This is a genomic window from Martelella sp. FLE1502 (genome assembly GCF_053484255.1).
In genome coordinates this window covers 259341-273654 of the sequence record NZ_JBAKFQ010000003.1, presented here as the reverse complement: position 1 = coordinate 273654, position 14314 = coordinate 259341, and the positions used below count along the sequence as shown (strand labels likewise).

The following is a 14314-nucleotide window of genomic DNA, read 5'->3' as shown; positions in this document are numbered from 1 at the left end:
TATGACGCTCGGCGCGCTCGCCCTGTTCGCCATCACGCTGTTCGTCGCCGCCGGCTCTCCGGGGCCGAGCGTGGCAGCGCTTGTCGCCCGCGTTTTGTCGCGCGGGCATCGCGATGTCTTGCCGTTTCTGGCGGGCATGTGGTTCGGCGAAGCATTGTGGCTCGCGCTGACAGTCTTCGGGCTGGTGGCCGTCGCCACCGCTTTCCACGGCGTGTTCGTCGCGATCAAATGGGCGGGCGTCGCCTATCTTCTCTGGCTCGCCTGGAAGGTGTGGTTTGCCAGAACGGAAACGGACAGCGAGGACCTGCCGGCGGCGACCTCGGGCTGGAAGATGTTCCTCACCGGATTGAGCGTCACCATCGGCAATCCGAAGATCATGATGTTCTATGTGGCGCTGCTGCCGACGATCCTCGATCTTGCCAGCGTCACCCTCGTCGGCTGGCTGGAACTCACCGTCACCCTGCTGATGGTGCTCGCCGTCGTCGATCTCTCATGGGTGTTCCTGGCCGCCAGAGCCCGCCTGCTTCTGAAAAGCCCTCGCGCCATGAAGATCGCCAACCGCCTCAGCGCCGGCATGATCGGCGGCGCAGCCGTGGCGATCGCGACGCGGTGAGGCTCTTGCAAGTTACAACTGAAACGAGAGCCATATTACTGGACGATGCCGACGATACCGGCTAGCTTGAATTTATGGATGAATTTGAGCTTTGGCCCGGCAGAGAGCTTTTTCGGCGCACGTCAGATGCGCTGAAACGCGGATTTATAACGAGGCGTATATGCCTGATTGCTTGCGCACTTCAAGGCTGCATTGTGGCTTATATCCTTGTGTTGCCGTCGCTTGAGCACTGGAATGTTATCGGTGCTGATTCCCAGGCGCCATCCTTCCAGTCAGCCAGCATCCTGTTAATCGTGTTGTCGGCTCCTGGGCCGATAAGTTTCTTGCACACTAAGTTGCTAGTATTGGCCTTTTCACACAACCTTTACTGGAACAAACCCTATCTCAAACAACGGCTTCTTGCCGGTGCGCCCGAACTTTTCTTGGTCTGGAGAGACGTAAAAGCCGACATAGCTGCCAAAGTTCGATCAGGGCAACTATAGCATACAACTGTCGCACCATGTTCTCGTCGGACAGCTCCTGCCCTCCGGAAAGAGTAACTTCGATCTTTCAATTTTTGATCTCCTACTCTAGGGAGAGCCATGGCAAAACGAGTCACCGGTCCCGAAATCGAAAAACTGATCCAGCTTCTGGCGAAGGTGCCGGGGCTGGGGCCGCGGTCGGCAAGGCGGGCGGCGCTGCATCTTATCAAGAAGCGCGACCAGTTGATGGGGCCGCTTTCGGGCGCGATGCAGGATGCCTATGACAAGGTGAAGATCTGCTCCACCTGCGGCAATGTCGACACCGCCGATCCCTGCACGATCTGCACCGATCCGACCCGCGATCAGGGCCTCGTCATCGTCGTGGAGGATGTCGGCGACCTATGGGCGCTGGAGCGGGCGGCAGCCCTCAACGCCGCCTATCACGTGCTCGGCGGCACGCTGTCGCCACTCGATGGCATCGGGCCGGACGACCTCACCATCGCCGCCCTTGTCGATAGGGTGAAGGCCGGCGAGTTGCGCGAACTGATCATCGCCGTCAACGCCACCGTCGAAGGTCAGGCGACCGCCCACTACATCACCGATCAGCTCGAAGGCCTCGACATCAAGGTCACCCGGCTTGCCCATGGGGTGCCGGTTGGCGGCGAACTCGACTACCTCGATGAAGGCACGCTGGTTGCGGCGCTCCGGGCGCGGACGAGCCTGTAACCGGCCTCGCCGCTGCGTCCCTACCTGTTTTGCCGGTCGGCGGACTCCACCAGTTGAACCAGGTCTTCACCGCCTGTCCACTGGAACCCGCTCCAGCCGAATGCCCTTGCCGCCTCGACATTCTTGAGCTGGTCGTCCACCAGAATATGATCCGCCCTAGCAAAGCCGCTCTTCGCCTCTGCGGCTTCGAAAAACGCCGGGGCCGGCTTCTTCACACCCACCGCCGCCGAATAGACGATCCCGTCGACGCAATCGGAAAGCTTGAGCTGCGCCATCAGGTATTCGGCGCGCAGATGCTCCTGATTGGTGGCGAGAAAGATTCGGGTTCCCCGCGCGCGCAGCCGGTCGCAGGCCGCAAGCACATCGTGGTCGATCGCCGAATCGCGCTCGAACCAGTAGGCCATGAAATCGTCCGGCGTAACCGGCGATGCCAGCACCGGCAGGCATTCCTCCAGCACGTCGCGCAGCGCCTTTTTGCCAGCAACGATTTCCGGCCAGTGCGGAATGAAGAAATGGGTTTCGAGCATGTCCGGATCGATGCCGAGATCACGCTTTATATCGCGGGCCCAGGACTGGCCGTCCGGACCGCTGATGATGACGCCGTCGACATCCAGCATCAGGCACTTGGTCATGTCGCTCACTCCGCAAACTTCCGGCCCGTCATACCTTTCCCGATCGCGGAGGCCAAGGTCGGCGCTTGACAAAGATAATATATCCATTATTCTGGATATATGGATGAGAATCAGACGATCGCGGCACTGGCCGCACTGGCGCAGCCGACACGGCTTCAGACCTTCCGGCTGCTTGTGGAAAGCGAACCGGATGGCATTGCTGCCGGCGAACTCGCCCGCAGGCTCGACGTTCCGCAGAATACGATGTCTGCGCATCTTTCGACGCTGGCGCGCGCGGGCATCATCGGCAACGAACGGCAAGGGCGCTCGATCATCTACCGGGCCGATCTGGAAGGCTTCCGCGCCGTCATGCTCTATCTCCTGCAGGATTGCTGCGGCGGCAATGCGGATCTCTGCGCGCCGCTGATCGAAGGGCTTCAGCCGTGTTGCGCCAATGCCGAACACACCCACGAGGACACCCGCAATGACCGACCGAACCATTAATGTTCTGTTTCTCTGCACCGGAAATTCCGCCCGTTCCATCATGGCGGAGGCGATCCTGAACACGGAAGGCGCCGGTCGATTCCATGCCTTTTCCGCCGGCAGCCGGCCGAAGGGCGCGGTTCACCCGCTGGCCCTGAAGACGCTTGAGACCATGGGCTACCCTACGGAAGGCTTCCGCTCCAAAAGCTGGGACGAATTTTCCGGCCCCGATGCCCCCGAGATCGACTTCATCATCACCGTCTGCGACAACGCCGCCGGCGAGAGCTGCCCGATCATGCGTGGCAGCGGCAGGCGCGCCCATTGGGGCGTGGAAGACCCGGCAGGCGTTTCCGGCACGGAAGAACAGAAGCTGCGCGCCTTCGCCCAGACCGCGACATTCCTGAAAAGCCGGATCATGGCCTTCCTCGATCTGGCCCGGGAAACCATCGATTCCCACGGGATCGACACGCATATGAAGCAGATCGGCGCCATGGACGGCGCAACCGCAAAAAGCACGAAGGCCATCTGACATGTCCACCTTTGAACGCTACCTGACCGTCTGGGTGGCTCTGTGCATCGTGGCGGGCGTTGCGCTTGGCCATTTCTTCCCGGCGGCGTTCCATGCCGTTGCTGCCATCGAGATCGCGCGGGTCAACCTTCCCGTCGCCGTGCTGATCTGGCTGATGATCATACCGATGCTGCTGCGGATCGATTTCGCCGCGCTGGCGCAAGTCGGCCGCCACTGGCGCGGCATCTCCGTCACGCTGTTCGTCAACTGGGCGGTGAAGCCGTTCTCCATGGCACTGCTCGGCTGGCTGTTCATCGGCTGGCTGTTCCGGCCCTATCTGCCCGCCGACCAGATCGACTCCTATATCGCCGGGCTGATCATTCTCGCGGCCGCGCCCTGCACCGCCATGGTGTTCGTCTGGTCGAACCTGACGAGGGGCGAGCCGCATTTCACGCTGTCGCAGGTCGCCCTCAACGACGCGATCATGATCGTCGCCTTCGCGCCGATCGTGGCGCTGCTCCTCGGCCTGTCGGCGATTACCGTTCCGTGGGACACGCTGGTGCTGTCGGTCGCGCTCTACATCGTGATCCCGGTGATCATTTCGCAGCTTATCCGCCGCTCGCTGCTGGCGGGCGGTTCCACGGCGCGTCTGGATTCTCTTCTTGCGCGCCTACAGCCGGCCTCGCTGGTCGCGCTGCTGGCCACTCTGGTGCTGCTGTTCGGCTTTCAGGGCGAACAAATCATCGCCCAGCCGATGATCATCGCGCTGCTGGCCGTGCCGATCCTGATCCAGGTCTATTTCAATTCCGGCCTTGCCTATCTGCTCAACCGAGCGGCGGGCGAGCAGCATTGCGTCGCCGGACCCTCGGCGCTGATCGGGGCGTCGAACTTCTTCGAACTCGCCGTCGCCGCCGCCATCAGCCTGTTCGGGTTTCAGTCCGGAGCGGCGCTCGCCACCGTCGTCGGCGTGCTGATCGAGGTGCCGGTGATGCTGTCGGTGGTTTACATCGTCAATCGCAGCAAGGGCTGGTACGAGAGCGGTGCCGCGGTCGCCCGAAACCCTCACCGCCCGAGTAGCGAATCCAGCGCCTCGTAGCTCGTCGGATTGTCCGGGCAGAGCCCGAGCCCGCATTCGGCCAGCGTCGAGACGCCGTTGCCAAGCGTCATCGCGGCGAAGAACACCACTGCCGCGAGGCCAAGCCCGGAGAGCTTGCGCCGCGGCGCCGTTGCGAACCCGCCAAGAAGCAGCATCACGCCCGAGCCGAGCACGACCACCGAAAACAGCACGAACGCCCAGGTGTAGAAATGCATTCCGAGGAAGGGATCGCCGTAAGCGCCGGTGCCCGGCACCACATGCAGCGCCACCTGCCTGAGCGCCGCCACAGCGCCCGCGACCGCGCCGAGGATCATCAGCCCGTAATGGCGCGGCTTGACGCCGAGGATCACGTTCAGCGCCAGGCCGACGCCGACCAGCACGAAGCCCGCCCGCTGCAGCAGGCATAGCGGGCAGGGAAGCTCCCCTTCAGCGAACTGGGCGTAGAAGGCAAACAGCAGAACGGCCGCGATCGCAAAGAGCGCCAGCGTATTCAGGAGATAGGCAAGACGTTCGCTCATGTCGTTCCTCACAGCCCGATATCAAGGGTATCGGTAGCATGGAACCGGTACAGCACCAGCACAGTGACCACGCCGAGAATGGTCACGGCGACGGCCGCGCCCTGCCTGTCGCGCGCGGCGAGGTAAAGCGCCGCAGCGCCGATGAAAAACGGTAAAGCCATCATCCTGATTATCCCCCTGTTGGATGCTCAAGCCACCCATGGCAGGCTTTGGCGCTTCGGGCAAGCAACAGGTGGGACCAATTCCGGTATCAAGCAACAGCAAGAGTTTCACCTTTGCCGCCAATTGCTTTACGCATACGCCAGCGAAAACTGCATCGAGAGCTCACCATGCGCAAAGCCCATGAACTGCCCTACAGACCGAATGTCGGCGTGATGATCCTGAACCCTGAAGGCAAGATCTGGCTGGGACGAAGGCTTTCTGAAAACAATTCGGAATCCGACGGCTCGCCGCAGCTGTGGCAGATGCCGCAAGGCGGCATCGATCCCGGCGAAACGCCGCTCGAGGCCGCCACCCGCGAGCTTTACGAGGAAACCGGGATAAGATCGGTGGAACTGATCGGCGAAACCCCCGGCTGGATCAATTACGACCTGCCCGACCACCTGATCGGTATCGGCCTGCGCGGCAGGTTTCGCGGCCAGACCCAGAAATGGTTCGCCTTCCGCTTCCTCGGCGACGACAGCGAAATCGCGATCGATCCGCCGCCGGACGGCCACGAGCGCGAATTCGACGCCTGGCAATGGGCCGATATCGAAACCCTTCCCGGGCTGATCGTCACCTTCAAGCGCGCGGTGTATGAAAGGGTCGTCGACGAGTTCCGGCATCTGGCGCGGCAGACGAATGCTCCGCCCGGCCGAGGTGCGCTCTGGAGCGTCTGAACAACAAAAAAAGGCCCGGAAAATCCGGGCCTTCAAAAACCAACGAAAATGCCAGGGAGCGGTTATTCGGCACTTTCGCTTGATGCGGCGTTGAGCTGAGCATATTTCTGCTCGCCGATCGAATCCAGCAGTTCGAGCTGGGTTTCGAGAAAGTCGATATGGCCTTCCTCGTCGATCATCAGCTCTTCGAAGAGCTTCATGCTGACGTAATCGCCAGCCTCGTGACAGATGTCACGGGATTCCTTGTAGGAATTGCGCGCTTCGTATTCGCCGGCCAGATCGGATTCAAGCACTTCCTTGACGGTCTGGCCGATGCGCAGCGGAGCCACGGTCTGAAGGTTGGGATGGCCTTCGAGGAAAATGATGCGGTCGATCAGCTTGTCGGCGTGATGCATTTCCTCGATCGATTCGGCCCGCTCTTTCTCGGCGAGCTTCGTCAGACCCCAGTCCTTGGTAAGACGGTAATGCAGCCAGTACTGATTGACGGCGCCGAGCTCAAGAAACAGAGCTTCGTTCAGCCGTTCGATAACCTTTTTGTCGCCTTTCAATGTCCGCTCTCCTGTTCTTTTGGTGGAACTCTTTGAGGCGGCTCAAAAAATCACATATCTCAGCTTCGGTCGAGTCACTATTTTTATGATAGGCCTCGGTCGTGCGAACAATGATATCGGCGACATTCGGGAAGCAACCACAGCAGCGGCCACGCTTGGCCATGCGGTGATAAACCTTGGCGGGAACAATAAGCTGCCAACAGTCCTCGTCGAGCAATTCGACGATGGTCTGTTCAATTTCCTTTTGGGTAATGAAATTGCAACTGCAAACCAGCATGCTTCCACCATTGACATAAGTCTCTGATGAGAGCTGTTTTGCAAAAGGCGAGGCTGATTGTCAAGATTAAATTAGCGTCAGCCCGTCACCAAGGCCCTCACGAAAGCTTGAGCCGGGCCGAACGGAAATTGCTCAACGAATGGAATCAGTTGACGGCGGCGAGCGCGCAGGGGTCGACCCCATAAGCGGGCGCACACCCGGGCTTGCCCGCAGCAATGCTGCCGGGAGCGGCCAGAGAGGCCGCCATGATCATCAATGCTGCGCCTGCGAACAAAACAGCGATAGACTTACCCATCGTTCCAGAAACCCTTTTGATACGAACCCGCTTGATCATCTTAGCGATGACTTTCCAATAAACAGTAAAGGCGCAACTACTGTGACAGGTTCCAGAATGTGGCAAAATTTTTGCGAAATTGTGGGCAGGATATGCACCCGCCCCCTTATTCCGTCAAGCGGTTTTTCCGAACTGGCCGTGCTGTCGGTACTGAACGAGGTAAGTGCGCAACACTACCTCAAGCTGTGCCGGACGGATGCCGAGGCCATCAAGCGTACGCCCCTCTGACCGCGCTTCTTCGGAGACAACATTGTCCGTTTTCAACAGCTTGACCTGGTCGGAGGTCAACGGCGGCGCGATGAACGGAATGAGGCTGGCAATGCCGCCGAACAGCGAGGCGAGGCCGAACGGCATGGAGAGGAGCGCGCGCTTGCGGCCGGTCACCGAGAGCAGCAGTTCGAGACATTCGCGGAAAGTCAGCACGTCGCGACCGCCGAGTTCGTAGACCTTGCCGCCCTCGAGCTTGCCTTCGACGGAACGCGCGATCACCTCGGCGACGTCGCCGACATAGACCGGCTGGAACTTGGTCTCGCCGCCGCCGATCAGCGGCAGGAACGGCGAGAGCAGCGACATCTTGCCGAACTTGTTGAAGAAATCGTCCTCCGGCCCGAAGATGATCGAGGGCCGCACGATCACGGCGTCGGGACAGATCTCCCGGATCGAGGCTTCGGCCACGCCCTTGGAGCGGGCGTAGTGCGACGGGCTGTCGGCATCGGCCCCGATGGCCGAGACATGGGTGAGCTTTGCGCCTTCGGACTGGGTGACTTCGGCCACCAGCCGCGCGCCTTCGGTCTGCACCGCATCGAAGCCGTTCTTGCCGCTTTCAAACAGAATGCCGACGCAATTGACGACATGGTCGGCGCCGTGGATGGCGCGGCGCACCGATTCCTCATAACGCAGATTGGCCTGCATGAAGGTGATCTGACCGACATTGCCGAGCGGCTGCAGAAACAGAGCGAGATCCGGACGGCGAACGGCGACGCGGATGCGATATCCCCGTTTGGCCAGAGCCCTAACGACATAGCGACCGACAAAACCGGAACCGCCGAAGACCGTAACCAGCGGGGGAATGTTCGATAGCGTCATGACAAGCCTCTCGTTTGGATGATAGCTCCCCCTTAGCCCAATCCATCGCGAAGGTGAAGGGACAAGAGGTCGCGGCGGTTAATATCGCACAGCCTCGGCGGACCGGCGTGGCAGCGGCGACACAGGACGCGGCGCGCGGGCGTCTCAGCCGTTCACGGCCCCAAGCATCTCCGCCTCGATGTCATCGACAATCCGCCGGGCGGCGGCTTTCGGGTCGTCGGCCTTGACGATCGGACGACCGACCACGAGGTGGCTGGCGCCGGCGGCAATGGCGTCGCGCGGCGTCATCACCCGCTTCTGGTCGTCGGCGACGGAGCCGGCCGGACGAATGCCCGGCGTCACCACCGCCATGTCGGCGCCAATCAGCCCGCGCACGACCCGCGCCTCGGCCGCCGAACACACGACCCCGCCCATGCCGGCCTCGGCCGCCTGACGGGCGCGCTTTTCCACGAGTTCAGCGGCGGTTGCGTCGTAACCGGCTTCGATCAGGTCGGCATCATCCATCGAGGTCAGCACGCTGACGCCGAGCAGGCAGAGCGGCGAGCCGGTTGCCGCGGCGACCGCCGCGCGCATCGCCTTCGGATAGGCATGCAGCGTCAGCATGGTCACGCCCATCTTGGCGATGTTTTCGACGCCCTTGGCGACCGTGTTGTCGATATCGAGCAGCTTCATGTCGAGGAAGACCTGCTTGCCATCTTCCGCCAGTTCGCGGGCAAGAGAAAGCCCGCCGGCGAAGACGAGCTGATAGCCGATCTTGTAGAAGGAAACGGTATCGCCGAGGGTTTCGACCATGGCTTCCGCTTCGGCCACGGTCGGAACGTCCAGACCCACAATCAGGCGGTCGCGTGCAGACATGTCATCGGCTCCTTCATCTCGTTTCACCGCGTTGCAGTTCGCATAAAAACGCCCGCGCGAAAAGCGAAAAAGCCCCGTTACTGGACCCGAGCCCCCGTTACACCCGCATCGGCATCAGCACATAGAGCGCGTTTTCGCTGTCGGTGTCACGCACCAGCGTCGGCGAGCCGGCATCGGCGAACAGGAAGATCGCCTCGTCGCCGGTGAGCTGGCCGGTGATATCGAGCAGATATTTGGCGTTGAAGCCGATATCCATCGGCTCGCTGTCATAGCCGACGGCAAGCTCGTCCGTGGCGCTGCCCGAATCGGGGTTGTTGACGGTGAGCGTGAGCTGGCCTTCGGCAAGCGACAGCTTGACAGCGCGGCCGCGCTCCGACGAGACCGTGGACACGCGATCGACGGCCTTGGTGAAATCGGCGCAATCGATCCGCATCTCGCGGTCATTATTGGCGGGAATGACGCGCTGGTAATCCGGGAAGGTGCCGTCGATAAGCTTGGAGGTGATCACCACCGAGCCGATGGTGAAGCGGATCTTGGCGTCCGACACCTCGACGGCGACGACGATCTCCGGATCATCGAGCAGCTTCTGCAGCTCCCCGACCGTCTTGCGCGGAATGATGACGCCCGGCATGTTCTCGCAGCCGGACGGCGCATCGATTTCGGCGCGCGCCAGGCGGTGGCCATCGGTGGCAACCGCGCGCAACTTCAACGCCTTGCCCTCGGCCATGGCGTGGAAATAGATGCCGTTCAGGTAATAACGGGTTTCCTCGGTGGAAATCGCGAACTGGGTGCGGTCGATCAGCATCTTCAGATCGCTCGCCTTCAGCTTGAAGGCGTGGCTGAAGGAACCTGCGGTCAGATCGGGAAAGTCTTCCTGCGGCAGGCACTGCAGCGAGAACTTGGATTTGCCCGAGGCAACCGAAATGGTCTGGCCGTCGGTGGCGGTCGCCAGCGACACTTCCGCGCCATCGGCAAGCTTGCGTACGATTTCATAAAGCAGATGCGCCGGCACCGTGGTCGCGCCCGCCTGCTCGACCATCGACGCCGTCTTCTCGGTGATTTCGAGATCGAGGTCGGTCGCCTTCATCTCGAGATCGTTCCCTTCGGCCTTCAACAGCACATTGGAGAGAATCGGAATGGTGTTGCGCCGCTCGACCACGCGATGGACATGGTTCAGGGACTTCAGCAGGTTTGATCTCTCAAGCGTGATACGCATGACTTTCGCTTTCACTCTTACATTGCGCGGACGGCGACGGGCATGCGCCGCAGGCGGGGTGACAAAATGACAGCAAATCCAGCCCGATTGCAAGGGCCCTCGCTCCTTCCTTCCCCAATGATCACAGGCTGCGCCCCCGCGCCCCTTGCGAGCGCTCCCACGCCGTGGTCAAACGGACAATGAAAATACCGGGACAATGGTGATGGAAGACAACAGCAATCGGTTTGAAATCGCGGGCCATCCGATAGAGGCGCGGCCGCTTTCGCCGGGCCTTTACCTGGTGGCGACGCCGATCGGCAATCTCGGCGACATCACCATCCGCGCGCTCGAGACAATTGCCGGCTGCGATATTCTCGCCTGCGAGGACACCCGCGTGACCCGCAAGCTGCTCGATCGTTTCGCGATCCGCAAACGCCCCTATGCCTATCACGAGCACAATGCCGAAAAGGCGGGTGAGAAGCTGATGGAGGCGCTTTCCGAAGGCAAGACGGTGGCGCTGGTCTCCGACGCCGGCACGCCGCTGGTCTCCGATCCCGGCTACAGGCTGGCGCAGCAGGCGATTGCCGCCGATATCAATGTCGTGCCGATTCCCGGCGCGTCCGCGCCGCTCGCGGCCCTCGTCGGCGCCGGCCTGCCGAGCGATGCCTTTCTGTTCGCCGGCTTCCTGCCAGCCAAGGACAAGGGGCGGCGCGACCGGCTGGCGGAACTGGCGGAGGTGCCGGCAACCCTCGCCTTCTTCGAATCCCCGCATCGCATCGCCGCCACGCTGGAGGCCGCTGCCGATGTGCTCGGCGGCGACCGAACGGCCGCCGTCTGCCGTGAACTGACCAAGACCCACGAAACCTTCCGCCGCGGCACGCTTGCCGAACTGGCTGACCTATATCGTGACGAGACGGTCAAGGGCGAAATCGTGCTGCTGATCGGCCCGCCACTTGCGGAGCCCGCCCCGGATGCAGGCGATGTGACCGCGCTCCTGAGAAAGCTCGCGGCCGAAATGCCGGCGGCGAAGGCCGCGGCCCAGGCGGCGAAGGAGACCGGCCTGCCCCGCAAGGACCTCTATCAGCAGCTTCTGGCGTTAAAGGATGGCTGACGCGCCAAAGGCCCGCCGCAAGGCTGAACGCCGCGGACATCGCGCCGAATGGCTGGCCGTGCTCTTTCTGCGCCTCAAGGGCTATCGCGTCGTCGCCACCCGCTACAAGACCCATGCCGGCGAGATCGATATCATCGCCCGCAAGGGCAATCTCGCCATCTTCGTCGAGGTCAAGGCGCGCCGGGAAACGCAGGTCGCGATCGACGCCGTGACGCCGTCGGCCATGCGCCGCATCCGCGCGGCCTCGGATGTCTGGCTTTCGCGCCAGCCCGATTTTCACCGCCTCTCCCAGCGCTACGACATCGTCGCCTGCCTGCCGTTCCGCCTTCCGCGCCATTTTCCCGACGCGTTCTGACCTCCAGGCTTGCGCTTTTACAATTCTGCAACAAAACCGTCGTCTGCCCGTCATGCAGCAAGGCTACCTCCCCGGTAATCATCGCAGTCGATGATTTTCAGAACCGGGGACTTTGACCATGAAGAAATTCGTTCTGGCCGCGCTCGCCGCCGGCCTTTCCACGTCGACCGCTTTCGCCGCCACCGACATCACCTGGTGGCACGGCATGGGCGGCAAGAACCAGGAAGTCATCAACCAGATCGCCGAGAAGTTCAACGCCTCGCAGGACGCCTGCACGCTGACGCCGGTTTCCAAGGGCACTTATGAAGAAGCGCTCGCCGCCGGCATCGCCGCCTTCCGTTCGGGCGAGCAGCCGAACATTCTCCAGGTGTTCGACGCGGGCGCCGCTACCATCATCAACGCCAAGGGCGCTGCCGTTCCGGCCGAAGACCTGATCAACGACGCCGGCTACACCTTCAACCGCGAAGACTTCATCGAGGGCGTGCGTTACTTCTACGCCGACAGCGAAGGCAAGTTCGTCGGCATGCCGTTCAACTCGTCGGCGCCGATCATGTACATCAACACCGAGGCCTTCGAAAAGGCCGGCGTCGAGCCGCCGAAGACCTGGGAAGAGTTCGAGCAGATCGCGCCTGCCCTGAAGGACGCCGGTTACGTTCCGCTGGTCCAGTCGCAGCTCACCTGGGAAATGACCGAGAACTTCTTCTCGCGCAACAATCTCCAGTTCGCGACCAACAACAACGGCTATGACAGCGTCGAAGGCACCGAGATTCTCGTCAACACGCCCGAGCACGTCATGATGTATGAGAAGCTCAAGGACTGGTACGACAACGGCTATTTCGGCTATTACGGCGCCGGCTGGTCCGATAACCAGAAGCCTTTCGAGGAAAACAAGGTTGCGCTGTGGATCGGTTCTTCCGGTTCGTTCGGCGGCCTGCAGAGCACGGCCCAGATGCCCTTCTCCGCGACCTTCCTGCCCTATTGGGACGAAATCGACGGTGCCGGTACCAACTCCTTCATCGGCGGCGCGGCGCTCTTCGCGCTTTCCGGCAAGTCCGACGACGAGAACAAGTGCACGGCCGACTTCTTCCAGTTCCTGACCTCGCCGGAAATCCAGTACTTCTATCACAAATCCACCGGCTACGTTCCGGTCACCACCGCGGCCTACGAACTGGCCAAGGAAGATGGCTGGTATGAAGAGCAGCCGGTTGCCGAAGTCGGCATCCAGCAGCTTTCGCTGCCGGGCGGCGAATGGTCCAAGGGTTACCGCATGGGCTTCTACCCGCAGATCCGCGAAGTAATGGAACGCGAATACAACAAGATCTTCGCGGGCGAGACCTCGGTTCAGGACGCGATGGCGACGATCGAGCAGGAAGGCAACGCCCTCCTCGCCCGCTTCGCCAAGACCGCCGGCAACTAAGGCACTGCGTTCGAGAATTGCCGATCCGGGGGTCAACACCCCCGGATTTTGGCGCATCCGGAAAGCTTGCAAGGGCAGCCGCACGAAGCCCGCGATTTTCGCGCATGAACCTGCGCCAGACTTCAAGGCTTCACACGAGCGACAGTCTATCAACTCGTCATGCTCGGGCCTGTCCCGAGCATCTAACCACCTCCGTCGCGAGCGGAGTTAGCGAGTTGGAAAGCGTTGCCTCGCGCGCCATGCTCACCCCGCACACGCCTGTCGCGGGGTTGCGTGCTTAGATCCTCGGGACAAGCCCGAGGATGACGCCGGTGGGGAGGTGTGCCGCAGCCCCGACCGCAACAGGAAACAGAAAATGAAGCGCGTCCAGTTCAATTCGTCCCTGCTGCCGTATCTCTTCGTGCTGCCGCAGATGGCGATCATCGTGATCTTCTTCTACTGGCCATCGGCACAGGCGATCCGCTCGTCCTTCTTTCTGGAGGACCCGTTCGGCTTCGGCGAGACCTTCGTCGGCTTCGACAATTACGTCGATGCGTTGACATCCTCCTACTATCTGCAGGTCGCCCAGTTCACGGTGATCTTCACCATTATCGTCACCTTCCTGTCGCTCACCCTCGGGCTGCTGCTCGCCTCCAAGGCCGATGACGTAATCCGCGGGTCGAGCAGCTACAAGACGCTGCTGATCTCGGTCTACGCAATCGCACCGCCGGTCGCGGGCCTGCTCGGCATGATGTTCTTCGACCAGCATATCGGCCCGTTCGTCAAAATGGCGTCCTGGCTTGGCTGGGACATGAAGGTCGGGATCAATTATTTCGACACCGCCTTTGCGATGATCACCGTCGCGGTGTGGAAGCAGATCCCCTACAATTTCATCTTCTTCCTGTCCGGGCTGCAATCGATCCCGGTCTCCGTGCGCGAGGCGGCGGCGATCGACAATCGCTCGCGCCTCGGCCGGTTCTGGACCGTGACGCTGCCGCTTCTGGCCCCGACGGCGTTCTTCCTGCTGATCATCAACATGACCTATTCGCTGTTCGACACGTTCGGCATCATCGACGTGATCGTGAAGGACAAGGCCGCCAACAACCCGATCACGCTGGTCTACAAGGTCTATATGGACGGGTTCCGCGGCAATGACATCGGCGGCTCGGCCGCGCAATCGGTAATCCTGATGATCATCGTGCTCGCGCTCACCTTCTTCCAGTTCCGCTTCATCGAGCGGCGCGTCCACTACAATTGAGGAAA

The 14314-nt window shown here is 61.6% G+C and carries 18 protein-coding genes; 10 read left to right on the top strand and 8 right to left on the bottom strand.

Going from position 1 to position 14314, the window contains the following annotated elements; all coding sequences use genetic code 11:
• The first annotated feature begins 1 nt into the window (after position 1).
• Positions 2 to 613 carry a LysE family translocator gene (locus tag V6767_RS04550; protein ID WP_448472351.1) on the top strand — a complete coding sequence of 204 codons (612 nt, stop codon included), beginning with the start codon at positions 2 to 4 and terminating at the stop codon, positions 611 to 613.
• Between the two features lie 581 nt (positions 614 to 1194).
• Positions 1195 to 1800: a recombination mediator RecR gene (gene recR / locus V6767_RS04545; protein ID WP_448472350.1), complete on the top strand. Its 606-nt coding sequence runs from the start codon at positions 1195 to 1197 to the stop codon at positions 1798 to 1800.
• Between the two features lie 20 nt (positions 1801 to 1820).
• Here the strand turns inward: recR and V6767_RS04540 are convergent, their stop codons facing one another.
• Positions 1821 to 2432, bottom strand: coding sequence for an HAD-IA family hydrolase (locus tag V6767_RS04540; RefSeq protein ID WP_448472377.1), 612 nt, complete (start codon positions 2430 to 2432; stop codon positions 1821 to 1823).
• A 99-nt stretch (positions 2433 to 2531) separates the two neighbouring features.
• Here V6767_RS04540 and V6767_RS04535 point away from each other — a divergent pair, with 99 nt between their 5' ends.
• Genes V6767_RS04535 through arsB form a run of 3 tightly spaced genes read left to right on the top strand, consistent with a single transcriptional unit; the run spans position 2532 to position 4498 of the window.
• On the top strand, positions 2532 to 2915 hold the full coding sequence (locus V6767_RS04535) for an ArsR/SmtB family transcription factor (RefSeq protein WP_448472349.1): 384 nt from the start codon (positions 2532 to 2534) through the stop codon (positions 2913 to 2915).
• Positions 2896 to 3423: an arsenate reductase ArsC gene (locus V6767_RS04530; RefSeq protein ID WP_448472348.1), complete on the top strand. Its 528-nt coding sequence runs from the start codon at positions 2896 to 2898 to the stop codon at positions 3421 to 3423. The genes V6767_RS04535 and V6767_RS04530 overlap by 20 nt, the downstream gene beginning before the upstream one ends.
• 1 nt (position 3424) lies before the next feature.
• Positions 3425 to 4498, top strand: a complete 1074-nt coding sequence (gene arsB, locus V6767_RS04525; protein ID WP_448472347.1) for an ACR3 family arsenite efflux transporter — start codon at positions 3425 to 3427, stop codon at positions 4496 to 4498.
• Here arsB and V6767_RS04520 read toward each other — a convergent pair.
• Together V6767_RS04520 and V6767_RS04515 are read right to left on the bottom strand one after the other, a co-directional pair.
• On the bottom strand, positions 4465 to 5016 hold the full coding sequence (locus V6767_RS04520; protein ID WP_448472346.1) for a disulfide bond formation protein B: 552 nt from the start codon (positions 5014 to 5016) through the stop codon (positions 4465 to 4467). The two genes, arsB and V6767_RS04520, sit on opposite strands and share 34 nt — an antisense overlap.
• An 8-nt stretch (positions 5017 to 5024) precedes the next feature.
• Positions 5025 to 5180 (bottom strand): DUF5993 family protein, encoded by a 156-nt coding sequence (locus tag V6767_RS04515; RefSeq protein ID WP_448472345.1) that lies wholly within the window; start codon positions 5178 to 5180, stop codon positions 5025 to 5027.
• 165 nt (positions 5181 to 5345) lie between these two features.
• On the opposite strand from V6767_RS04515, the gene V6767_RS04510 reads away from it, so the two are divergent.
• Positions 5346 to 5894, top strand: a complete 549-nt coding sequence (locus V6767_RS04510; protein WP_448472344.1) for an RNA pyrophosphohydrolase — start codon at positions 5346 to 5348, stop codon at positions 5892 to 5894.
• A 62-nt stretch (positions 5895 to 5956) separates the two neighbouring features.
• Here V6767_RS04510 and bfr read toward each other — a convergent pair whose 3' ends face one another.
• From bfr to dnaN, 5 genes are all read right to left on the bottom strand, one after another.
• Positions 5957 to 6442, bottom strand: a complete 486-nt coding sequence (gene bfr, locus V6767_RS04505) for a bacterioferritin (RefSeq protein WP_230721575.1) — start codon at positions 6440 to 6442, stop codon at positions 5957 to 5959.
• Entirely contained in the window at positions 6390 to 6719 is a 330-nt protein-coding gene (locus V6767_RS04500) for a (2Fe-2S)-binding protein (protein ID WP_448472343.1), read from the bottom strand. The genes bfr and V6767_RS04500 overlap by 53 nt, the downstream gene beginning before the upstream one ends.
• A 448-nt stretch (positions 6720 to 7167) precedes the next feature.
• Positions 7168 to 8139, bottom strand: coding sequence for a complex I NDUFA9 subunit family protein (locus tag V6767_RS04495; protein WP_448472342.1), 972 nt, complete (start codon positions 8137 to 8139; stop codon positions 7168 to 7170).
• A gap of 144 nt (positions 8140 to 8283) precedes the next feature.
• Positions 8284 to 8994 (bottom strand): orotidine-5'-phosphate decarboxylase, encoded by a 711-nt coding sequence (gene pyrF / locus V6767_RS04490; RefSeq protein ID WP_448472341.1) that lies wholly within the window; start codon positions 8992 to 8994, stop codon positions 8284 to 8286.
• Between the two features lie 97 nt (positions 8995 to 9091).
• Entirely contained in the window at positions 9092 to 10210 is a 1119-nt protein-coding gene (dnaN, locus tag V6767_RS04485) for a DNA polymerase III subunit beta (RefSeq protein ID WP_448472340.1), read from the bottom strand.
• Positions 10211 to 10406: 196 nt separating this feature from the next.
• Between dnaN and rsmI the strand changes: the two genes are divergently transcribed.
• From rsmI to V6767_RS04465, 4 genes are all read left to right on the top strand, one after another.
• Positions 10407 to 11300, top strand: coding sequence for a 16S rRNA (cytidine(1402)-2'-O)-methyltransferase (rsmI, locus tag V6767_RS04480; protein WP_448472339.1), 894 nt, complete (start codon positions 10407 to 10409; stop codon positions 11298 to 11300).
• A complete protein-coding gene (locus V6767_RS04475) occupies positions 11293 to 11655 on the top strand; it encodes a YraN family protein (RefSeq protein WP_448472338.1) in 363 nt (120 codons plus the stop codon). Before rsmI ends, V6767_RS04475 begins: the two co-directional genes overlap by 8 nt.
• Before the next feature lie 118 nt (positions 11656 to 11773).
• The gene (locus tag V6767_RS04470) at positions 11774 to 13072 is read left to right on the top strand and encodes an extracellular solute-binding protein (RefSeq protein WP_448472337.1); all 1299 of its coding nucleotides are present in this window, start codon (positions 11774 to 11776) and stop codon (positions 13070 to 13072) included.
• Positions 13073 to 13427: 355 nt separating this feature from the next.
• Entirely contained in the window at positions 13428 to 14309 is an 882-nt protein-coding gene (locus V6767_RS04465) for an ABC transporter permease subunit (protein WP_448472336.1), read from the top strand.
• Positions 14310 to 14314: the final 5 nt, after the last annotated feature.